The 21,157-nt window shown below is 68.6% G+C and carries 14 protein-coding genes; 10 read left to right on the top strand and 4 right to left on the bottom strand.

What is annotated here, in order from left to right; translation table 11 throughout:
* Positions 1–14: 14 nt before the first annotated feature.
* Genes QE363_RS04090 through QE363_RS04100 form a run of 3 tightly spaced genes read left to right on the top strand, consistent with a single transcriptional unit; the run spans position 15 to position 5,121 of the window.
* Positions 15–4,019, top strand: coding sequence for a Pls/PosA family non-ribosomal peptide synthetase (locus tag QE363_RS04090; protein ID WP_309692174.1), 4,005 nt, complete (start codon positions 15–17; stop codon positions 4,017–4,019).
* Entirely contained in the window at positions 4,016–4,585 is a 570-nt protein-coding gene (locus QE363_RS04095) for a 4'-phosphopantetheinyl transferase superfamily protein (RefSeq protein WP_309692179.1), read from the top strand. The genes QE363_RS04090 and QE363_RS04095 overlap by 4 nt, the downstream gene beginning before the upstream one ends.
* Positions 4,582–5,121, top strand: a complete 540-nt coding sequence (locus QE363_RS04100; RefSeq protein ID WP_309692181.1) for a GNAT family N-acetyltransferase — start codon at positions 4,582–4,584, stop codon at positions 5,119–5,121. Before QE363_RS04095 ends, QE363_RS04100 begins: the two co-directional genes overlap by 4 nt.
* Before the next feature lie 313 nt (positions 5,122–5,434).
* Here the strand turns inward: QE363_RS04100 and QE363_RS04105 are convergent, their stop codons facing one another.
* Complete coding sequence (locus QE363_RS04105; protein WP_309692184.1) at positions 5,435–8,932, bottom strand: DUF3857 domain-containing protein; 3,498 nt, start codon at positions 8,930–8,932, stop codon at positions 5,435–5,437.
* Positions 8,933–9,089: 157 nt separating this feature from the next.
* Between QE363_RS04105 and QE363_RS04110 the strand changes: the two genes are divergently transcribed.
* The 3 genes from QE363_RS04110 to QE363_RS04120 all read left to right on the top strand — a co-directional run bounded on the left by QE363_RS04110 (position 9,090) and on the right by QE363_RS04120 (position 11,560).
* Complete coding sequence (locus QE363_RS04110; protein WP_309692185.1) at positions 9,090–10,184, top strand: Gfo/Idh/MocA family oxidoreductase; 1,095 nt, start codon at positions 9,090–9,092, stop codon at positions 10,182–10,184.
* A 98-nt stretch (positions 10,185–10,282) separates the two neighbouring features.
* Entirely contained in the window at positions 10,283–11,137 is an 855-nt protein-coding gene (locus QE363_RS04115; RefSeq protein ID WP_309692186.1) for an MBL fold metallo-hydrolase, read from the top strand.
* Between the two features lie 72 nt (positions 11,138–11,209).
* Positions 11,210–11,560, top strand: a complete 351-nt coding sequence (locus QE363_RS04120; RefSeq protein WP_309692187.1) for a VOC family protein — start codon at positions 11,210–11,212, stop codon at positions 11,558–11,560.
* A gap of 15 nt (positions 11,561–11,575) precedes the next feature.
* Here QE363_RS04120 and QE363_RS04125 read toward each other — a convergent pair whose 3' ends face one another.
* Positions 11,576–11,755 (bottom strand): hypothetical protein, encoded by a 180-nt coding sequence (locus QE363_RS04125; RefSeq protein WP_007403839.1) that lies wholly within the window; start codon positions 11,753–11,755, stop codon positions 11,576–11,578.
* A 157-nt stretch (positions 11,756–11,912) separates the two neighbouring features.
* Between QE363_RS04125 and QE363_RS04130 the strand changes: the two genes are divergently transcribed.
* Entirely contained in the window at positions 11,913–14,045 is a 2,133-nt protein-coding gene (locus QE363_RS04130) for a TonB-dependent receptor domain-containing protein (RefSeq protein WP_309692201.1), read from the top strand.
* Between the two features lie 40 nt (positions 14,046–14,085).
* Here QE363_RS04130 and QE363_RS04135 read toward each other — a convergent pair whose 3' ends face one another.
* Entirely contained in the window at positions 14,086–15,843 is a 1,758-nt protein-coding gene (locus QE363_RS04135) for an aspartyl protease family protein (RefSeq protein ID WP_309692205.1), read from the bottom strand.
* A gap of 336 nt (positions 15,844–16,179) precedes the next feature.
* Here QE363_RS04135 and QE363_RS04140 point away from each other — a divergent pair, with 336 nt between their 5' ends.
* From QE363_RS04140 to QE363_RS04150, 3 genes are read left to right on the top strand one after another with little or no spacing between them, the layout of a single operon-like run.
* A complete protein-coding gene (locus QE363_RS04140) occupies positions 16,180–17,463 on the top strand; it encodes an MFS transporter (protein WP_309692209.1) in 1,284 nt (427 codons plus the stop codon).
* Positions 17,460–18,581: a metallophosphoesterase gene (locus QE363_RS04145; RefSeq protein WP_309692212.1), complete on the top strand. Its 1,122-nt coding sequence runs from the start codon at positions 17,460–17,462 to the stop codon at positions 18,579–18,581. Before QE363_RS04140 ends, QE363_RS04145 begins: the two co-directional genes overlap by 4 nt.
* Positions 18,578–19,828: an arsenic transporter gene (locus QE363_RS04150; RefSeq protein ID WP_309698089.1), complete on the top strand. Its 1,251-nt coding sequence runs from the start codon at positions 18,578–18,580 to the stop codon at positions 19,826–19,828. The genes QE363_RS04145 and QE363_RS04150 overlap by 4 nt, the downstream gene beginning before the upstream one ends.
* Before the next feature lie 97 nt (positions 19,829–19,925).
* Here QE363_RS04150 and QE363_RS04155 read toward each other — a convergent pair whose 3' ends face one another.
* Positions 19,926–21,149, bottom strand: coding sequence for a threonine synthase (locus QE363_RS04155; RefSeq protein ID WP_309692214.1), 1,224 nt, complete (start codon positions 21,147–21,149; stop codon positions 19,926–19,928).
* Positions 21,150–21,157 lie beyond the last annotated feature (8 nt).

Genomic DNA, 21,157 nt, shown 5'->3' on the forward strand with positions numbered 1-21,157 from the left:
AGGAAAGCGTATCGATGTCCGCAGATACCGAAGCCTCCGTCGCGCCGAGCATCCATGCCTCGATCGCTCCGGCCCCGGCGCTGCGGCCCGACCGCCCCTATGCGCGGGACGAACTGCTCCACGAGCTGTTCGACGCGACCTGCCGGGACCGGGGCTGGACGACCGCGCTGAAGCTGATCGGCGCAGACGAGGAATTCGGCCGCTCGACCGAATGGACCTATGACATGCTGGCGCAGCGCAGCCTGTCGCTGGCGCACCGGCTCCGCGCGCTGGGGGTGGGGAAGGGCGACCGCGTCGTCCTGTGCCTGCCGCGCGGGCTGGACCAGTATATGGCGATCCTGGGGGTGCTGCGCACGGGGGCGGCCTATGTGCCCGTCGACTGGGGCTATCCGCAGGATCGCATCGCCTACATCATCGAGGATAGCGGCGCGGCGCTGACCATCACCACGAGCGCGCGGGCGGGGGAGATTCCGGGGCGGACTTTGTGCCTGGACGCCGAACTGGGCGATCTCGCCGCCGAGCCGCCGCTGCCGCTGGGGCGCGAGGCCACCGGATCGGACCCGCACGACCTGGCCTATATCATCTATACCTCGGGCACGACCGGGCGGCCCAAGGGGGTGATGATCACCCATGCCAATGCCTGCCATCTGGTCCGCTCCGAAAGCGCGATCCTGGCGCTGGAGCCCGGCGACATCGTGTTCGGCGGGTTCAGCCTGGCCTTCGACATGTCGGTCGAGACGATGTGGAGCGCCTTCTTCGTCGGCGCGAAACTGCTCGTCGCGACCGAGGCGCTGGCGTCGAGCGGGCCCGATGTCGCGATCGCGCTGGCCGAGGAAAAGGCGACGGTCTGGCACGTCGTCCCCTCGCTGATCGCGCTGGTCGAGCATCCGGTGCCCACGCTCCGCCTGATCAACATGGGGGGCGAGGCGTGCCCGGCGGACCTGCCGCGTCGCCTCGCGCGGCCGGGCTTGCGGCTGCTCAACACCTATGGCCCGACCGAGACTTCGGTGACCGCGACCTGGACCGAGGTGCAGCCGGGCAAGCGCATCACCATCGGCAAGCCGCTGCCCGGCTATACCGCCTGGATCGTCGACGAGGCGTTGCAACCCGTGGAGGCGGGGCAGGAAGGCGAGCTTGTGATCGGCGGCCCCGGCGTCGGCGTCGGCTATGTCAACCGCCCCGACCTGACCGCCGAGAAATTCACCATGACCCCGTTCGACACCGTGTCGGGCGGGCCGGAGCGCATCTATCGCTCGGGCGATCTCGTCCGGCTGGATGCGGCGGGCGACATCGATTTCGTCGGCCGCATCGACACCCAGGTCAAGATTCGCGGCTTCCGCGTCGAACTGGCCGAGATCGAGGCGGTGATCGGCGAGGCGCCGGGGGTGGCGCAGGCGGTCGTCCATCTGTTCACCGATGCCGATGGCGCCGAATTCCTGGCGGCCTTCCTCGTCGCGCGCAGCGGCGAGAGCGTCGATATCCCCGCGATCAAGGCACGCGTCACCGAACGCCTGCCCAATTACATGCGCCCCGCCGCCTATCAGCTGCTCGCCGCGTTGCCGACGCTGCCCGCCTCGGGCAAGGTGGACCGCAAGGCGCTGGTCAAGCCCGAGGTGACGGTCGACACCGGCCGTGCGATCGAGGCGCCCGCGACGCCGATGGAGGAACAGCTCCACCGCATCTGGGCGGAGGCCTTCGCGCCGCAACCGGTATCCGTCACCGACGACCTGTTCGAGGATCTGGGCGGCCACTCGCTGAAGGCCGCACGGCTCGTCTCGGCGGCGCGCAAGGTGCCGGGGCTGGCGGGGTTGTCGCTGGAGGATCTCTACGCCGCGCCGACCATCCGCGCGCTGGCGCTGCGCATCGGCGGGACCGCACCCGTCGCGGTCGCGACCGAGGCGAGTTTCCACCGCGTCCCCGAATGGCAGCGGATGCTGTGTGTCGCCGCGCAGACCGTCGCATTGCTGCCCATCTACACCATTGCCGGGCTGCAATGGTTCTTCCCCTATGTCGCCTATACCCATCTGGCGGGGCGGATGAGCCGGATCGACGCGCTGGTCCTCAGCGCCTTGTTCTTCACCATCGTCCCCGTCGCCTCGATGCTGTTCTCGATTGCGGCCAAGTGGCTGATCGCCGGGCGGTTCAAGGCGGGCGACTATCCGCTCTGGGGCTGGACCTATTTCCGCTGGTGGCTGGTGCGCCGGATCATCGCGGTGACGGCGACCCCCTATCTGGCGGGCACCCCGATGATCCGGGGATATTATCGGATGCTGGGCGCCCGGATCGGCAAGCGCGCCTATATCGGCACCGGCATCATCGACACCGCCGACCTGTTTGCGTGCGGCGACGACGCCATCGTCAGCGACCAGGCGGTGCTGGCGACCAGCTCGGTCGAGCGCGGGCTGTTGCGGCTGGGCACGGTCCATCTCGGCGCGCGGTCCTTTGTCGGGTCGCAGGCGGTGGTCGGGCGGAATGCGCGGCTGGAGGAGGATGCGATCCTCGACGACATGTCCGCACTCCCCGCCGAGACGGTGATCCCCGCGCGGCAACGCTGGACCGGATCGCCCGCCGCCTTCGATACGGAGGTCGAGCCCGGCACGGTGCGGACCGCGAAGAGCGGCGCGGCGTCCCTCGGCCTGCTGATCGGCGCGCTGCTGCTGCCGATCCTCGCCATCCTGCCGATCGCGCCGGGCCTGATCGCGCTGATCGAGCTGGACTGGGCGACGACCGGCTATGGCTATATGCTCGTCTCGCCGCTGCTCGCCGCGACCTATATCGTGATGATGTGCGTGCTGACCGTGCTCGCCAAGCGGCTGCTGCTCGGCCGGGTCGCGCCGGGCGTCTATGACCTGAACAGCGGCTTCTATGTCCGCTACTGGATGGTCAAGCAGATCAACGATCTGGCGCTGCGGCTGCTGCACCCGATCTTTGCGACCTTGTACGTCATCCCCTGGTACCGCGCGCTGGGCGTGAAGGTCGGGCGCCGTGCCGAGATTTCGACCGCCAGCGCGATCATCCCCGACCTGGTCGAGATTGGGCCGGAGAGCTTCATCGCCGACTCGGTGATCTTCGGCGCGGCCAAGATCGGGCATGGCACCATCGAGCTGGCGCATACCCGGATCGGCCGCCGCAGCTTCATCGGCAATTCGGCGCTGCTCCCGACCGGCGCGCAGATCGGCGACGAGGTGTTGATCGGCGTCCTGTCCAAGCCCCCCGCCGACCCCGCGCTCGCGACCGAGGCGGGGAGCACCTGGTTCGGCTCGCCCGCCTTCAAGCTGCCGGTGCGCCAGGTCGCGACGATGTTCGACGAGGGCGCACGCTTCAACCCGTCGCGCGGGCTGATCGCCACGCGTCTTTCCATCGAGGCGATCCGCACCACCCTGTCGCTGACCGCCTTTCTGGTGTTCTTCAGCATGTTGTTGTCGGTGGTCGGCGATCTCGACGATCTGGAGCGCGGCGGGCTGGTCATCGTCTCGACCTTCCCCTTCCTCTATCTGGGCTTTTGCCTGGCCTGCGGGGCGTTCGTGCTGGCGCTGAAATGGCTGGTCGTCGGGCGGTACAAGGCGACCACCGCGCCCTTGTGGAGCACCTTTGTCTGGCGGACCGAGCTGGTGACGGCGACCTATGAGAATCTGGCGGTCAGCAACCTGCTCGAACCGTTGCGCGGCACGCCGTGGATCGGGCTCTATCTGCGGCTGATGGGCGCGAAGGTCGGGCGGCGCTGCTATATCGACACCACCGACCTGACCGAGCATGATCTGGTCACGATCGGCGACGATGTGGCGCTGAACGACTATGCCGGGTTGCAGACGCATCTGTTCGAGGACCGGGTGATGAAGGTCGGCGCGATCACCGTCGGCGACCGCGCGACCATCGGCTCGCTGGCGATCGTCCTCTACGATGCCGAGATCGGGGCGGACGCGCAGCTGAGCGACCTGTCGGTGGTGATGAAGGGCGAGACCCTGCCCGACGGCACCAACTGGGAAGGCAGCCCCGCGCGCATCGTCACCGGGGGATGACGCCGCTCTGGCATGACGGCGTGCTGGAGGCGCTGGACGCGGATGGCCCGGTGATCTGGCGGACCGAGGATCCGGGGGCGGGGCGGCGAGGGGCTCTGGCCGCGCGGCTGCTCGCCCGGCTCGGCGGCCTCGATCCGCAGGCGGTCATGCTGGCGCGCAGCCCGGCGGGGCAGCCGCAGGTCGTGGTCCCGCGCGGCTGGCATCTCGGCCTGTCGGGGCGCGGCGGCCAGTGCCTGATCGGTGCGGCGCGCCGGCCGATCGCGGTCGACCGCGAGCTGATCGAGGATGCCCCGCCGCTCTGGGACATGCTGACCCCGCTGGAAGCACAGGCGCTGCGCGCCGCGCCGCCGGGGGACCGGTCGCGGCAATGGCTGCGCCGCTGGACGATCAAGGAAGCGCACGCCAAGCTGGTCGGCACGCCCCGGCGGCTGGCGGCGGAGGCGATCGAGACCCGGCTGCTCGACCCGGTCATGGCGACCGCGACCTGCGAGGGCACGTCCCGCTGCTGGAGCCGCGAGGCGGGGGACGCCATCGACACCGTGGCACTCTGGGACCGCACGCCATGACCGACATTCTCGTCCGCGCTTATGAACAGGCCGACCGCGCCGCCGTGCTGGCGATCTTCGACGACAATCGGGCGGACTATTTCGGCGCGGGCGACCGCGAATGGCTGGAAGAGACGCTGGACGATCCCGACGGCCCGGCCTTCGTGGTCGTGCTGGACGGGGAGGCGGTGGCGTTCGGCGGCTATGAACTCTGGGAGCATTACAACAAGGGGCTGCTCTATTGGGGCATGGCGGCGCGGCGTTGCCACGGCATGGGGCTGGGCCGGTTGCTGCTGTTCGAGCGGCTGCTCCATATCGCCACCCATGCCGATCCGCCGACCCGCTATGTCACCGTCGACACCTCGCCACGGGTCGCCCCCTTTTTCCAGCGCTGCGGATTCGAACAGACCGCCGTCTGGCCCGAGGGCTATCGCTCGGGCATGACGATGCACGAATTGCGCTTCGATCTGGCGGAGGTCCCGGTGGCGACACTGAGGGCATGGCGCGACGCGGCGCTGGACAGCGTGCGGCGCCGTGTGGATGGCGCAGGAGGGTAGTCCGGTGAAGCCCCTCTCCCGGCAGGGGGAGGGGTTGGGGAGGGGCGAGGGCCACGGGTTATGGGCTCGGTGAGACCCCATGCCCTCCCCCGACCCCTCCCGCCTGCGGGAGGGGAGAGGTCCGAACGGGCGTCGGATCGTTCTACCAGCCCTGCGCCCATTCGTCATAGCGGAGGGCTCGGCCCATAAAGCCCCTCTCCCGGCAGGGGGAGGGGTTGGGGAGGGGCGAGGGGCACAGGCTTTGGGCTCGGTGAGACCCCATTCCCTCCCCCGACCCCTCCCGCTTGCGGGAGGGGAGAGGTCCGAACCGGCGTCAGAACGTACCCCAACCCTCCGCCGTCCCGGCATAGCGGACCGCGCGGCCATATTTGGCGAGTTCGGCCTGCACCTCGGGCAGCGCGCGGGCCTTGTCCATCGTCTCGACCATCTCGGCCTCCAGCGGTGTGCGGTGCGGAGAGGGCGGCTGGATCAGGAACAGGCCGATCGCCTGCTCCCGGCTGTCCTCGGCGCGCAGGCGGGCGATCAGATGCTCGCCGATCGCCTTCACGTCGCCCCGGCATGCCGCGGCGGCGGTCGTCGCGCTCCAGTTCTCGGCGGGCTTGGCGGCCAGCCGGTCCTCGTCGGCTTTCGCCTCCGCCGCATGGCCCAGCCGGTGCTGCGCACAGGCGCGGTTGGACCAGATCCACATCTTGCCATAGAGGCTGATCTTCGGGCCCTGCCCGGCCTCCAGCGCGGTCAGGCTGTCGATGCTCGCCTGATAGCGTCCGGCGGCGGTCAGCATCTCGGCGCGGTTGATCGCCAGCGAGACCAGCTCGGGATATTGCTCCATCCCCAGCGCCAGCATCCGGTCATATTGCGCCACCGCCTCGTCGGTCCGGCCCAGCGCTTGCAGATTCTCGGCATATTCGTTGGCCAGCCAGAAGCCGTCATGGCCGACCATCTCGATCCGCGCAGTGTCGGTGGCGAGCGCCTTGCCCGCCTCAAGTGCCTCCTGATAGCGGCCGAGCGTGCGCAGCGTGCGCATCTGTTCGGTGATCGCCTTGTAATCGCGCGGCGCGGCGCGGGCGGCGGCCTCCGCGCTGGTGGCGGCGCTGGTCAGCGACTGGCGGAAGCCATCGGCGACCAGCCGCTCCATATCGCCCCACAGCGGCTGGTGCCGCCTGTCGGTGGCCAGCGCCAGCAGCGCGGGCGTCGGCGGGGTCCTGGCCAGCCCGGCCCGCACGGCGGCGAGATCGCCCCGGCGGCTCTGCGCCACGATCGCGCAGCCCAGCATGCTGCCGCCGAAGCCGGTGCGCGGCGATTGCTGCCATTCGCTGTCGGACAGGACGATGCACAGATCCTCATGGGCCTTCGTCCGCGCCTCGGCGGGCAAGGCCTGGATCTTCTGGAGTGCGGCGCGAACCCATGCATCTTCGAGTCCGGTGACGATCGCGGGCTGGGCGGCGCGGGTGCGCTGCAAGGCCTTCACGACCGAGTCCGGCGTTCCCAGGTCCAGCTCATAGGCGATCCACATGCGGAACACCTCGGGATTGCCGTCGAATTGCGCGGTCGCCGACTGGAATGCGGCGAGCGCCGCCTGCGGACGCCGCAGATCGGACAGCACCGCCGCCTTCAGCCCGTCGACCATCCCCGCCATCGGCGAGGGGTGCGGCAGCTTTTCGGACATTGCGGCGATCAGCGACAGCGCCTCGATCTTCGACGGCTGGTCCGGCTTCTGGATCAGCGCCATCAGCTTTTCCAGGTCGGGCCGGATCGTCGCCGCCAGGGCGGGGTCGAGCCCGGCGGGCATTCCCGAGGGGCGCGGGGACTTTTCCAGATAGAATTCGATGCCCGTCTCGTTCGAGACCTTTTCCGACACGGCATAGACCGCCTCCGCCTCGGCGGCGGGCACCATGTCGCGCGGGCCGGTGTCGAGCCGATAGACGATGTGCAGGCCGTCGGGCAGCTTGGTCGAGCGGCGCGAGAAGGCGACCGGCCCGCCCTTGGCCTCGACATCGTCCAGCGGCTCGAGCAGCCGGTCCTTGACCCGCAGGTCGATCGTCTGCTCGTTCACCACATGGTCGGGCAGTGCCAGCGGCTGGCGGCGCGGATCATCCTGCCGGTCGGGCAAGATATCCTGTGCGGCATAGGCGCGGGTGATCAGCTTGGCGGACAGCTTGGCCTTGTCGAACGCGGCGCGCGACATCGTATAGTCCTCGACCATCGTCACCACATTGGCGTCGCGATCGTCGGTCTGGACCAGCGGCTTGCCCTCGACCAGTTCGGGAAAGCGCTTGCGATAGAAAGCGAGATTGTTGTCCGCGATCTTGCGCGCGGAGGTCGAGGCCCAGCTGCCGCGCACCTGGTCGGCGCGGGCGTCGGTATAGCGGGTCACGACGTGCAGGGTCATCGCGACCTCGGCCTTTTCGTCGACCGCGAATTCCTCGACCACGGTCATGCGCCCGGCCCGCTCGCCATAGCCCGCCATCGGCTCGAGCGCCGCCTGGCCGTCGCGGATCGGCAGCGCATGGCCCAGATTGGAGGGGACGATCGCGGTCCCCCGGCCGCCGCGATGGGTGCCGGTCGGGTCGATCCACAGCACCCGCCCGTCAAGGACCGCACGGACGATGACATGGTCGAACACCAGCGGCGAGGGCAGGCGCTCGGTCAGCCGGGGGCCATCGGTCGTCGATACCAGCGCGGGCACCGCATCGATGCCCAGCCGCCGCAGCGCCACCGCCAGCAACAGGCTCTTGTCCTTGCAGTCGCCGTAACCGCGCGCCAGCACCACGCCGGGCCGCCGCGGCACGAACGAGCCCTCGCCCAGTTCCTCGCCGACATAGCGGATATTGTCCTGAACATAGCGGGTCGCGGCGGTCAGCCGGTCGGCGGGGGCGGGCGACGCCTTGGCGATGGCGTCCAGCCGCGCGGCGAAGTCGGCGGGCAGCGTGTCATCGCCCCGGTAGAGCCCGGTCGCCCAGGCCGCGACCTCGCCCCAGTCGCGCATCGTCGAGATTTCGCCCAGTCCCCACTGGAACACGCCGCCGGGCACATTGTCCTCGCCCTTCATCGGCGCGGGATCGGTGACGCTCCATTCCCATTCGGTGCCGCGATCGGTCTTGCGCGGCGGAAAGGCGATGTCGCTGTTGATCGCCTTGAAACGCGGCGTCATCCCCTCGGGCCAGACGAACCGCAGGCTGCGCATCGCCAGCGGCTCGGAGAAACGCTGGGAGAAACCGTAAAAGGCGTGGCCCGCCCACAGGCTGGACCGGGCATGGACCGTGGTCGCGTAATCGACGATGTCGCCGACCCGCACGTCGCGCAGATTGGCGATGACCTTCATCGTGCCGCTGACGATGCCGTCCTCCAGATCGTCCTCGCGCTCGACCACGCGGAACTGCGTGTCGCGGGTCAGGTCGATGACCTTGCCGTCGCGGATCAGGTGGACGAAATGGACGCCCAGCGTCTCGAAGGCCGGATTATAGGCCATGGTGATCTGACCGGCCGACTCCAGCCCGCTGCGGTTGATGACCTTGCTCGTCAAGCGGAACCAGTCGTCATGACCGTCCGGGCGCGAGCGATATTGTGCATCGTTGAGCAGATAGACGACGCCGTCCTGCGCCCGCTCGACGCGCGGCTTCGTCGCCTCGGGGATGGCAAGCGTGCGGACCCAGTCGGGCATCGGCTCGACCGCCGGGGCCTGCGCGGCGGCGGGGCCCGTGGTCTCCACCGCCACGGCGACCGGTCGGGCGGCGTGAAGTGGAAAGGCGGCGACGCCCGCCATCAGAAGCGCCGGCGCCAGCCGGTGCCGCGGCACGAATATGGTACGCACGTCTCTATTCCCCCCAGATCCCCGGCCGGGACGCTATGGCGCGGCGGGAATCCTGGCAAGGGGGGACGGGGGCGGTGGGAAAGGCGCGCGGTGGTGCGGATCGGCGGATGGTGCTAAACCATTGATGGATATAGCCATAACCGATCGGGAGAGGATCATGCGCGACACCAGCCGTCGAACCGTCATCACAGGGCTGGGCGCCGGACTGGCCATGGCGGCCGGGGGTGCCTGCGCCGCACCGGGCGGGCGTAGGATCGGTTATGCCATTGTCGGACTGGGCCGCTATGCCGAACTGATCATGTCCAAATTCGCCGAGTGCGATCACGCGCGCCTGACTGCGCTGGTCAGCGGCACGCCCGAGAAGCTGGCCCGCTTCGGCGAGACATATGGCGTGCCCGCCAGCCACCGCTACAGCTATGCCGACTTCGACACGATCCGCGACAATCCCGATGTCGACGTCGTTTATGTGATCCTGCCCAACGCCCTGCACGCCGAATATACGGTGCGCGCGGCGCGGGCGGGCAAGCATGTGATGTGCGAGAAGCCCATGGCGGTGTCGTCCTCGGACTGCCGGACGATGATCGAGGCCTGTCAGGCGGCGGGGCGCAAGCTGATGATCGGCTATCGCTCGCGGTTCGAGCCGTATAACCGGCTGGCGATCGATCTGGCGCGCAAGGGCTTTGTCGGGCCGACGCGGATCGTCACCTCCGACCATGGCTTCGATGCGCAGCCCAACCAGTGGCGGCTCGACCGTGCGCTGTCGGGGGGCGGGTCGCTGATGGACATCGGCATCTACAGCCTGAACGCGGTCCGCTACCTGACCGGCGAGGAGCCGGTGGAGGTCAGCGCGGTGGAATCGACCGACCGCAACGATCCGCGCTTTCGTACCGTCGAGGACCGCATCACCTTCCTGTTGCGCTTCCCCTCCGGGATCGAGGCGACCTGCGTGTCGAGCTACAGCTCGGGGCACAATATCTACCGCGTGACGGGGACGAAGGGCTGGATCGAGCTGGAACCCGCCACCGCCTATGAGGGGCAGCGGATGTTCGTCCACCGCGACGGCCGGACCGAGGAGCGGCGCCTGCCGCCGGGCAAGGGGCAGCATGCCGGACAGCTCGACCATTTCGCCGAGTGCATCCTGAACGACACCCGGCCGCTGGTCCCCGGCGAGGAAGGGCTGGCCGATCTGCGCGTCATCGAGGCGATCTATCGCTCCGCGCGGGAAGGGCGGCGGATCACCCTGACCGCCTGAGCCGTGATGGCGGCTTCCTGATCCAGGTGATGCGGTTTATCCTATTGTAAAATAGAGATAAGGTGGAACGATCGCCCGATCGATCGGGTTGGAGCCCGATGCGGATTCACCATCTCAACTGCGGGACCGACTGCCCCCTGGGGGGTGCGTTGTTCGACGGGCGCAGCCATGGGCCGCTGGGGCATCTGGTCTGCCACTGCCTGTTGATCGAGACCGAGGCGAGCGGGCTGGTGCTGGTCGATACCGGCTATGGCCTGCGCGACGTGGCGCATCCGCATCGCCGCCCCCATCCCCGCATCACCCTGCCGTGGCGGGCCATGCTCAACATCCGGCTGCGCGAGTCGGAAACCGCGATCCGCCAGATCGAGGCGCTGGGCCACCGCGCCGGGGATGTCCGGCACATCGTGCTGACCCATCTCGACTTCGACCATGCGGGCGGGCTGGAGGATTTTCCCAATGCGACCGTGCATGTCATGCGCCGCGAATATGACGATGCCGCCGGGCCGCATGCGGGGATCGTCGCGCGCAACCGCTGGCGGCCGCGGCAATGGGATCAGGTCGCGCGGTGGCAGTTCCACAGCGCCGGGGGCGAGGGCTGGTTCGGGTTCGATGCGGTCCGCGACCTGCCCGGCCTGCCGCCCGAGATCCTGCTGGTGCCGCTGCCCGGCCACACCTGGGGCCATGCGGGCGTGGCGATCCGACAGCCCGGCGGGCGATGGCTGCTCCATGCCGGGGACGCCTATTTCTATCGCGGCGAGATGCGCGAGGCGAGGCGCCGCTGCACGCCGGGCCTGCGCGCCTATCAGCGGCTGATGGAGGTCGATGCGCGTGCGCGTCTGGCCAACCAGGCCCGGCTGCGCGACCTGTCGATCGCACGCCGCGACACGGTCACGCTGGTCTGCGCGCATGATCCGGTCGAATGGGAGCGGTGCCGCGACGGCTATCCGCTATAGCGGCAAACGGCTTTCGCGAACGACGCCATGCGATAGGATGCGCCGGTCCCGCCAACGGGACGGGAGAGGGCCATGAATCATCATTGCGTCGCGATCGTGCCGGCTGGCGACATGGCGGCCAGCACCGCCTTCTACCGGTTGCTCGGCTTTACCGTCGCGGCCGATTTCGGCGGCTATCGGATAATGGAGGACGGGCGCGGCTGGCATCTGCATTTGAACCACATGCCCGGTTGGCCACCCCGCGTGGAGGAGAATCCCTTCGGTCTCTATCTCTATGTCGAGGACGTCGATGCGGTCGCCGACCGGGTGCGCGACCGGATCATCGAACCCGGCGCGCCGCACCTCAAGCCCTGGGGCACCTATGAGTTCGCGGTCAGCGACCCCAGCGGGGTGCTGGTGCGGATCGGGCGGGTCGCGGGATAGCGCCGCCCGTCCGGCTCAGTGCAGCTTGGCGATCGACAGCCCGTCTTCCTTGGCGCGCGCCTTGACCGACTCCTCGCTGCGGGTCAGCGCCTTGGCGATCGCCTTCAGCGCCATGCCCTTCTTGGCGAGCGTGTGGAGTTTCTGAATCTCGTCGGGCCGCCAGGGCTGGCGGTGTCTCTCAAAACGTTCGGCCATATCCGCATGATAGCGTGATCTGGCCCCGCTGGCCATGGCGGGCGGGCGGATGATGACTGTCTTACAAATGCGTCATGGAGCGCGACGACGCTTGCCTTCGCACCGCAGCAAGGCGAAGCAGAACGTCCGGGAGACTATATATCATGCGAGTATCTCTATGCGCTTATACGCCCTGTTGTGTTGCGTAGCCACGGCCGCGATCGCCATGCCGGCGATGGCGCAGACGCGCGGCGTGCCCACGCCTGACGCGGACCAGGCACAGGGAGGCGACAGCAGCGACATCGTCGTGACCGCCAAGCGGCTGGACACGGCGCGCGCGCATATCCAGCCCAGCCTCGGCGCGTCGAATTACGAGATCACCAGCGCGACGATCAAGGCGCTGCCCGGTGGCGAGAACCAGCAGTTCAACCAGATCCTGCTCCAGGCGCCCGGCATCGTGCAGGATGGTTTCGGCCAGTTCCACGTCCGCGACGACCATAACGGCCTGCAATATCGCATCAACGGCACCATCCTGCCCGAAGGCCTGGCGGTGTTCGGCCAGACCCTGTCGCCGCGCCTGGTGGACAAGGTCAACATCCTGACCGGCGCGCTGCCGGCGCAATATGGCCTGCGCACCGCAGGCGTGATCGACATCACGACCAAGAGCGGGCTGTTCGACAATGGCGGCACCGCGTCCATCTATGGCGGCAGCCACAACACCATCCAGCCCAGCCTGACCTATGGCGGCTCTTCGGGAAGCACCAATTACTTCGTGTCGGGCGATTACCGGCACAGTGGCCTGGGCATCGAGAGCGTCGACGGCCGGTCCAACCCGGTGCATGACGATACCGACCAGTATCAGGGCTTCGCCTATGTCGACCATATCCTGGACGACCAGAACCGGGTGTCGTTCGTCGGCGGCTATTCGAACCAGTGGTTCCAGATCCCCAACCCGGTCGGCCAACAGCCGGGCGGCACCTGGAGCGTCGGCGGACAGAAGACGTTTCCCAGCGAGAAGCTGAACGAGACGCAGCTGGAGAAGACCGGCTTCGGCCAGCTGGCCTTCCTCCACGATGCCGAGCCGTTCACCGTGCAGGCGTCGCTGTTCGCGCGCTATTCCTCGCTGCGCTATCGTCCCGACGTGCTGGGCGAGCTGCTCTATAACGGGCAGGCGCAACAGGCGTACAAGCAGGATTTCGCGATCGGCGGGCAGGTCGATGCCGTCTATCATCTGGGCGATGCGCACACGCTGCGCGGCGGCCTGCTGCTGTCGCGCGACCGCTCGACCAGCGCGACCACGACCAGCGTCTTCCCGGTCGACGGCAACGGCGCCCAGGCGGGCGAGCCGATCCAGATCGCCGACAATAGCGGCAAGACCGCGACCAGCGTCAGCGCCTATCTGCAGGACGAATGGAAGCTGCTGCCCAGGCTGACGCTGAACTATGGCGCGCGCTACGACCTCTATAACGGCTATCGCCGTGAGGGGCAGCTGTCGCCGCGCGTCAACCTGGTGTGGCAGCCGGATGATGTCTATACGCTGCACGCGGGCTATTCGCGCTATTTCGTGCCGCCGCCCTTCGAGCTGGTCGGCAATACCAGCATCAACAAGTTCGTCGGCACCAGCGCCTATCCCTCGGTCACCGTCAACGACGTCCCCTATGCCGAGCGGCAGGATTATTTCGACGCCGGGTTCCAGGCGCGGCTCAGCCGCTACTTCACCTATGGCATCGACGCCTATTATCGCATCTCGAAGAACCTGATCGACGAGGGGCAGTTCGGCGCGCCGATCATCCTGACCCCGTTCAACTATCGGCAGGGGCGAATCGGCGGGATCGAGGCGAATATGAGCTATCAGCGCGGGCCGCTGCTCGCCTATGCCAATTTCGCCGCCGCCAAGGCCAAGGGGCGGGGGATCGTCTCCAGCCAGTTCAGCTTCGGCCAGGACGATCTCGACTATATCGCCCGGCACTATATCTATCTGGATCACGACCAGACCTTCACCGGATCGGCGGGTGTGTCCTATGCCTTTGCAGGCGGCACGAAGCTGGGCGGCAGCATGATCTATGGCTCGGGCCTGCGCCGCGATGACGATGTGCGGAGCATTCCCAACGGTGCCAAGATCGCGCCCTATGCCCAGTTCAACCTGACCGCGAGCCACCATCTGGCCGGGCCGAACATCGACATCCGCTTCGACGTCATCAACGCGCTCGACCACAAATACGAGATCCGCGACGGAACCGGCGTGGGTGTCGGCGCGCCGCAATATGGGCCGCGTCGCGGCTTCTTCGTCGGCGTGTCCAAGTCGTTCTGAGGAGGGGGGCGGCGGCGCGAACCGCCGCCCCGCCACCCGGTCAGGCGATGCCGAACGTCCTGATCCGGTCGGGCATGTGCCGGTCGAGCGCGATGGCGGCGGCGCGGTCGCGATCGGCCTCGGCGGTCCTGCCCAGCCGCTGCTCGACGATGGCGCGGCCATAGAGCGCCCAGGCGCGCTTCGGGTCGATGGCGAGCGCGGCGTCGAAATCGGTAAGCGCGGCCTGATCCTCGTGGCGCCGCAGCCGGACGAAGCCGCGGCTGTCGAGATAGCTGGGATTGCCCGGCACCGCATGGATGGCGGCGTTGCAGTCGCTCATCGCCTTGTCCAGCTCGACATTCGCGAGCATCCGGGCCCAGCATCGCCCATTGAGCGCCGCGCCGCGCCGGGCATCGTCGCGATGCGTGTCCAGCCACAGGCCATATTGCGCGATCGCCGGGGTGAAGGCGTCGGCATCGGCATAGAGCCGCGCGATCTGAAGCCGTTGCATGTCCTCGCGTGGCAGGGTCGCGCTGATCTGGTCGAGATCGGCGACCGCGCCCGCCGGATTGCCCGCCCGCTGGCGAAGCTCGGCGCGCAGGAAACGGGCGCGGGTGTCGGCGGGGGCGAGCGTCAGCGTGGTGTTGAGGTCGTCGATCGCCAGCACCGGCCGCCGCTGCTCCAGATAGGCGAGCGCGCGCTGGCGGGGGAAGCGCGGGTCGCGGGGCGCGAGCGTCATGGCATGGGTGAAGGCGTCGATCGCGCCGGGCAGGTCGTGCTGGGTCTGCAGCATCGCGCCGCGACGGCTATAGCCCTCGGCATCGGTCGGTGCAGCGGCCTCGGCGACGACCTGCACCGCGCCCGACGCGGCGGGATCGACATGCGCGGCGGCGTCGAACAGCCGTCCGCCATTATAGGTGAAATACAGCCGGTGCTGCGCATTCGAGACATAGAGGCGGTGCGACACGAAATAATCCGCGCCCAGCAGCATGTCGGTGTCCAGTCCGCCCAGATCGGCGATATGCAGCCGGACATTGTGCAGTTCCTCATTGCCGATCCGCAGCAGCTTGAACCGCGCGACCCAGCCCTTGACGACATGATGCCCGATCCCGGTCGACCAGCCTGCGGGCTCCACCCCCGGATCGCCGGGATGCACCCCGGCGCGCGCGGCGGCGCGCAGGGTCAGCACCGTGCCGTCCGCGCCGGTGTCGAAGGTGGCGCGCAACTTCGCGCCATCCAGCTCGACCGTGCCGACCGTATGGTGCTGGCGGCTGTCGCGCGGCTCGATCGGCATTTCGAAGAAGGGCTGCCCCTTGGTCCAATAGGCCATGGCGGCCTTGGCGCAGTTGCTGGGCTTGAACAGCCGCACCATGCCGCCGGGCAGGTCATATTCGACATCGGCCAGTCCCAGCACATTCTGGCCGAGCAGCCCGGTCTCTCCGACATCGCTGCCGCTGACGATGAATTCGACATGCGCCAGGTCGAACCCAGCCAGCGTGAAGCGGCGGACGGTGGTGACGCGCGCCTCCGAACTGCCGCCGACCCCGTTCACGCGATACCCGTCGGGAAGCGGGCTCAGCGACAGCCCGAACTCGCGCGCGACGGGCGGCGCGATGTTGCTGTAAAAGGCGCCGCTATCGAGCAGGAAGGGGGCGGGCCTGCCGTTGATCTGAGTCTCGACCACCGGGCGAAGCCCCTGCATGGTAACGGGGATCGCGGCCATCATCCCGACCTGACACCCCGTGGCCGCCATAGCGGGCGCGGCGCCACCCGCCAGCAGGCCTGCCGCCACGACATATCGCCCCATCGTCCCCATCATCGCGCCATCATCCCCATGCCGGCTGCCTTGGTGATGCAGCATAGCGGGACACCGAAGCAGCAAAGATGACGCGAATCTGAAATCCCTGATATGTCACGCCCGAGCATAGCCAGAGTTTTCATGGCCGCCGGATTTTGTTTCCGGTCGATCCGATCCTTTTGCGAGCGGGCCATTTCTTCGTGTCATCGGCCGGGTCGTCGGAAAAAGCGTGGAGCTTCAGGACGGTTGATTTTACCAAACGCCCGGCGAGCGGTCCCCGGCCAACATAAATCAGCCTGACTGCGGATATTTCAAAACATTGCTGAGTTGGGGCCCCGCATCTTGCGGAGACGATCCATGGCGACAGCTGCCCTATCCGACGCCTCCGGCGCCCATGCGCCGGACGCCGACCGCCGCCGCGCGACGCGCTGGTTACAGGCGCTCAATTTCTTCATGGCCGACATGCAGGCGGGGATCGGCCCCTTTCTGGGCGTCTTCCTGCAACAGCGCGGGTGGCAGACGGGGCCGATCGGCACCGTCATGACGCTGGGCGGCGTGGCGGGAATGGTGATGACCGTGCCTGCGGGCGCCTTTATCGACCATACCGACAAGAAACGCTGGGTGGTGGTCATCACCGGCATCTGCACGGTGCTGGCGTCCTTCCTGATCCTCTGGTCGCAGACCGGGCTGGTCGTCGGGATCAGCCAGGTGGCGACCGCGATCGCGGGCGCGGCGATCGGGCCGGCGGTGACCGGCATGACGCTGGGCGTCGTCCGGCAAAAGGGCTTCAACGCGCAGAATGGCCGCAACCAGGCCTGGAACCATGCCGGGAACATGGTCGGCGCGGGGCTGTCGGGTTTCCTCGGCTGGAAGTTCGGGATGCCCGCCATCTTCTTCCTGGCCGCCGCCTTCGGCGTGCTGGCGGTCATCTCGGTCCTGTCGATCCCCGAGCGCGCCATCGACCACCGGGCCGCGCGCGGGCTGGAGGATGACAAGGGCGAGGATGAGGACGGCGGGCAGGCCGAGGGGTTCAAGGCGCTGCTGTCCAACAAGCCGATGCTGATCCTGGCGGCGGCGCTGGCGTGCTTCCATCTGGGCAACGGCGCGATGCTGCCGCTCTATGGCATGGCGGTGGTCGGCGCGGGCAAGGGCGATGCGGCGATGTTCACCGCGACGACGGTGATGGTCGCGCAGGCGGTGATGATCGTCGCCAGCCTGGTCGCGATGAAGGTCGCCGCCGGGCGCGGTTACTGGCTGGTCCTGCTGATCTCCTTCGCAGCGCTTCCGCTGCGGGGATTCCTGGCGGGGACCTTCATCGAGCATTGGGGCGTCTGGCCGGTCCAGGCGCTCGACGGGATCGGCGCGGGGCTTCAGAGCGTCGCGGTGCCGGGGCTCGTCGCCTGCCTGTTGAATGGCACCGGCCGGGTCAATGTCGGGCAGGGCGCGGTGATGACGATCCAGGGCGTCGGGGCCAGCCTGTCGCCCGCGATCGGCGGGTGGCTGGCGCAGGAGCTGGGCTATGGCATCGCCTTCTACATATTGGGCGGCTTCGCGGTCGTCAGCCTGGCGCTGTGGATCGGCTTTGCGGGGACGCTGCGCCCGGCCTGCGGGGGCGACGCCGGAAAGGAGGCCAAGGCATGAGCGGCGGCATCTGCTGGGTCCATATCGGCGACCTGCATCTGGACGCGGACGACGGCTGGCAAAGCCTGGACCGGCTGCGGGCCATCGTGGCGCAGGTGAATGCGCGGATCGGTGAGGCGGCGGACTTCGTCTTCCTGCCCGGCGACAACGCCAATCACGGCACGCCCGAACAATATGCCCGGATGCTGGACGCGCTGGCACCGCTGTCGAGACCCTGGCGGATCATCCCCGGCGACCATGATTTCGAGCCGGGCGACCTCGCCGCCTATGACGCCGCCATCCCCAGGGCCAACCGGCCTGAGACGGAGGTGATCGCCGGGCATCGCTGCCTGTTCCTCGACATCGTGTCGGCGGGCGCGGGTGGGCCGGATTTCCGGCTGACCATGCACGACCGCAACCGGCTGGCCGAGGAACTCGCGCGGGCCAAGGCGGCGGGGCAGGTGCCGCTGGTCTTCATGCACGCCTATCCGGGCGATCTGGCCGCCGATGGCGAGACGATCGCGCGCCAGTTCATCGATGGCGAGGTCGCTTTCGTCGATACCGGCCATACCCATTATAACGAGCTGCTGAACGATGGCCGGGTCATCTATGGCGCGACCCGCTCGACCGGGCAGATCGAGGAAGATGGCGGCGCGGCGGGCTTCGCCATCGTCCATGTCCAGGACCGGGTGGTCAGCTGGCGCTTCCGGCGGCTGGACGCGCCCTGGCCGCATGTCCAGATCGTGGCTCCTGGCGATGTCCGCCTGATCACGCGGCCGACCGACCCGCATCAGGTCCCCCGGCCGGGCCCGGTGACGATCACGGCCAGGCTGTTCGGCGCCGATGCCGATGCGGTGCCGCAGGTCACGGCCGATGGCGGCGCGGCGACGGCGATGACGCGCGGGGAGGATGGATCGTGGCATGCCGAGATGACGCTCGACGCCGGGCTGCACGCGATCGAGGTGGTGTGCGGCGAAGGACGCGACCGCATCGACTGTCTGGTCCGGGGCATGGACGCGATCCCCAAGCGGCGCCTGCCCGTTGCGCCGGGCGAGGATTGCCATGCGATCGGCCCCTGGCCTATCGCCGGGATCGACGGGGCCCGGCTGGGGCCGAACAAGAATGGATGCGGATGGTGACTCTGGCGACGGGTGCGACCTGGGCGATTGCGGGTCTGTCGACCGCCGGGGTCATCGCGCGGCCGATGCGCTGGCCCGAATGGATCTGGGCGGTGGCAGGGGCGGCGTTGCTGATCGTCCTGGGCCTGATGCCGCTCGGGCAAGCGGGGCAGGCGGTGGCCAAGGGGGGCGACGTCTATCTGTTCCTGATCGGCATGATGTTGCTCAGCGAGACGGCGCGCGAACACGGTGCGTTCGACTGGATCGCCGCCACCGCCGTCAACGCGGCGAAGGGATCGCGCGCGCGGCTCTTCGCGCTGGTCTATGCGACCGGGGTGGTCGTCACGACCTTCATGTCCAATGACGCGACCGCCGTCGTGCTGACCCCGGCGGTCTTCGTCGCGGCGAAGAAGGCGAAGGCCGACCCGTTGCCGCTGCTGTTCGCCTGCGCGCTGATCGCCAATGCCGCCAGCTTCGTCCTGCCGATCTCCAATCCCGCCAACCTGGTGCTTTATGGCGGGCATATGCCGCCGCTGGGCGCGTGGATGGCGGCCTTCGCGCTGCCCTCGATCGGGTCGATCGTCATGACCTTCCTGGTGTTGCGCACCATAGAGCGGCAGCGGATCGCGGGCGGTTGCGAGCGCGACGTCGCGCGCGACCCGCTGACCAATGGCGGCAAGCTGGCGATTGCGGGCATCGTGCTGACCGCGCTCCTTCTCCTCACCATGTCGGCGCTGGACGAGTCGCTGGGGTTGCCGACCGCGATTGCGGGGATCGCGACGGCGGTGATCGTGTCGCTGCTGGCGGGGCGCTCGCCGCTGACGCTGGCGCGGTCGGTGAGCTGGGGCGTGCTGCCGCTGGTCGCCGGGCTGTTCGTGCTTGTCGAGGCGCTCGACCGGACGGGTGTGATCGCCTGGGTGGCGAACGGCCTGCGCGGCATGCTGGCCGATCCGACACGCGCGGCGGCGGTGTCGGGCACGGTGCTGGCGTTCGGCAGCAACCTGATGAACAACCTGCCCGCCGGGTTGATCGCGAGCAGTGCGATCGCCCAGGCGCAGCCGCCGCAGATCGTCACCGACGCGCTGCTGATCGGGGTCGATCTGGGGCCCAACCTGTCGGTGACGGGCTCGCTGGCGACGATCCTGTGGCTTCAGGCGATCCGGCGCGAGGGGGAGGATGTCAGCTTCCTCGCCTTCCTCAAGATCGGCGCGGTGGCGATGCCGCTGGCGTTGCTGGCGGCGCTGGGGATGCGGTTGCTGATCGGGTAAGCGAGGGGCGTGCGCTTCGACTTCGCTCAGCGTGAACGGAGTGGGGGAAGGGATCCCAACCTCCGTTCAGCCTGAGCCCAGTCGAAGGCCAAGGGAATCACAGCGCCGCCAGATCGATCGCCGCGTTCTTGTCGAGCCACTGCCCCGCCTCCGGCATCGGGTATTTCAGCCCGGTGGCACAGTTGAACAGCACCACCCGCTCATCCTCGTCGACCAGATTGTCGCGCACCGCCTGCTTGTACGCCGCCAGTGTCGCCCCGCCCTCGGGGCAGAGCAGCAACCCGTCCCGCTTCGCACAGTCCTCCACCGCCTTCAGGATGGCAGGGTCGCCCACCGCCAGCGCCGCGCCGCCGGACTCGCGCACCGCACGCAGGATCAGGAAGTCGCCGACCGCCTTGGGCACCCGGATGCCCGCCGCCACCGTCGCGGCGTCCTCCCATCTTTCGGCATGCTCCTCGCCCGCCTCATAGGCGCGGACGATGGGCGCGCAGCCGCTGGCCTGGACCGCATACATGCGCGGTCGCCTGGACCCGATCCAGCCCAGCCGCTCCATCTCGTCGAACGCCTTCCACATGCCGATCAGGCCGGTGCCGCCGCCGGTCGGATAGAAGATCGCATCGGGCAGTTCCCAGCCGAGCTGCGCGGCCAGTTCCAGCCCCATCGTCTTCTTGCCCTCGATCCGATAGGGCTCCTTCAGCGTCGAGAAGTCGAACCAGCGCCCCTCCGCCGCGCCGCGCCCGACGATCGCGCCGCATTCGTCGATCTGGCCGTTGACCCGCCACACGCGCGCGCCCTGCGCGGCGATCTCGCGGACATTCACTTCCGGCGTTTCCTCGGGGCACAGGACCACCGTCTCAATCGCGCACCGCGCGGCATAGGCGGCCAGCGCCGCGCCCGCATTGCCGTTGGTCGGCATCGCGATCCGGGTCACGCCCAGCTCGCGCGCCATCGCCACCGCCATGACCAACCCGCGCGCCTTGAACGATCCGGTGGGCAGCCGCCCCTCGTCCTTGACCAGCACCGATCCGCCGCCCGAGCGGGGAATCGGGATCAGCGGCGTCTCGATCTCGCCCAGCGACACGATGCTCTCGGTGCGCCGGACGGGCAGCAACTCGCGCCAGCGCCACAGATCGGTGTCGCGCGCGGCGATCGCATCGCGCGACACCGCGCGGCCCATCGCCTCCAGATCGTACCGCACCAGCAGCGGACGGCCCGCGCGCGACAGGCCGTGGAGCCGGTCCGCCTCATAGCGTTCGCCGGTCAGCGAGCATTCCAGATGGGTGACGAAGGTTGGGCGGTCTTCGGTAAGGTTGCGGTTCATGGGGTCAG

It is taken from the genome of Sphingomonas sp. SORGH_AS_0870 (genome assembly GCF_031453175.1).
Taxonomy (GTDB): Bacteria; Pseudomonadota; Alphaproteobacteria; order Sphingomonadales; family Sphingomonadaceae; genus Sphingomonas.

Coding starts and splice junctions, on each gene's coding strand:
- QE363_RS04110 (WP_309692185.1), top strand. CDS start 9,090: ATGCGCGACACCAGCCGTCGAACCGTCATCACAGGGCTGGGCGCCGGA.
- QE363_RS04090 (WP_309692174.1), top strand. CDS start 15: ATGTCCGCAGATACCGAAGCCTCCGTCGCGCCGAGCATCCATGCCTCG.
- QE363_RS04095 (WP_309692179.1), top strand. CDS start 4,016: ATGACGCCGCTCTGGCATGACGGCGTGCTGGAGGCGCTGGACGCGGAT.
- QE363_RS04145 (WP_309692212.1), top strand. CDS start 17,460: ATGAGCGGCGGCATCTGCTGGGTCCATATCGGCGACCTGCATCTGGAC.
- QE363_RS04155 (WP_309692214.1), bottom strand. CDS start 21,149: ATGAACCGCAACCTTACCGAAGACCGCCCAACCTTCGTCACCCATCTG.
- QE363_RS04120 (WP_309692187.1), top strand. CDS start 11,210: ATGAATCATCATTGCGTCGCGATCGTGCCGGCTGGCGACATGGCGGCC.
- QE363_RS04135 (WP_309692205.1), bottom strand. CDS start 15,843: ATGATGGGGACGATGGGGCGATATGTCGTGGCGGCAGGCCTGCTGGCG.
- QE363_RS04125 (WP_007403839.1), bottom strand. CDS start 11,755: ATGGCCGAACGTTTTGAGAGACACCGCCAGCCCTGGCGGCCCGACGAG.
- QE363_RS04130 (WP_309692201.1), top strand. CDS start 11,913: ATGCGCTTATACGCCCTGTTGTGTTGCGTAGCCACGGCCGCGATCGCC.
- QE363_RS04115 (WP_309692186.1), top strand. CDS start 10,283: ATGCGGATTCACCATCTCAACTGCGGGACCGACTGCCCCCTGGGGGGT.
- QE363_RS04140 (WP_309692209.1), top strand. CDS start 16,180: ATGGCGACAGCTGCCCTATCCGACGCCTCCGGCGCCCATGCGCCGGAC.
- QE363_RS04100 (WP_309692181.1), top strand. CDS start 4,582: ATGACCGACATTCTCGTCCGCGCTTATGAACAGGCCGACCGCGCCGCC.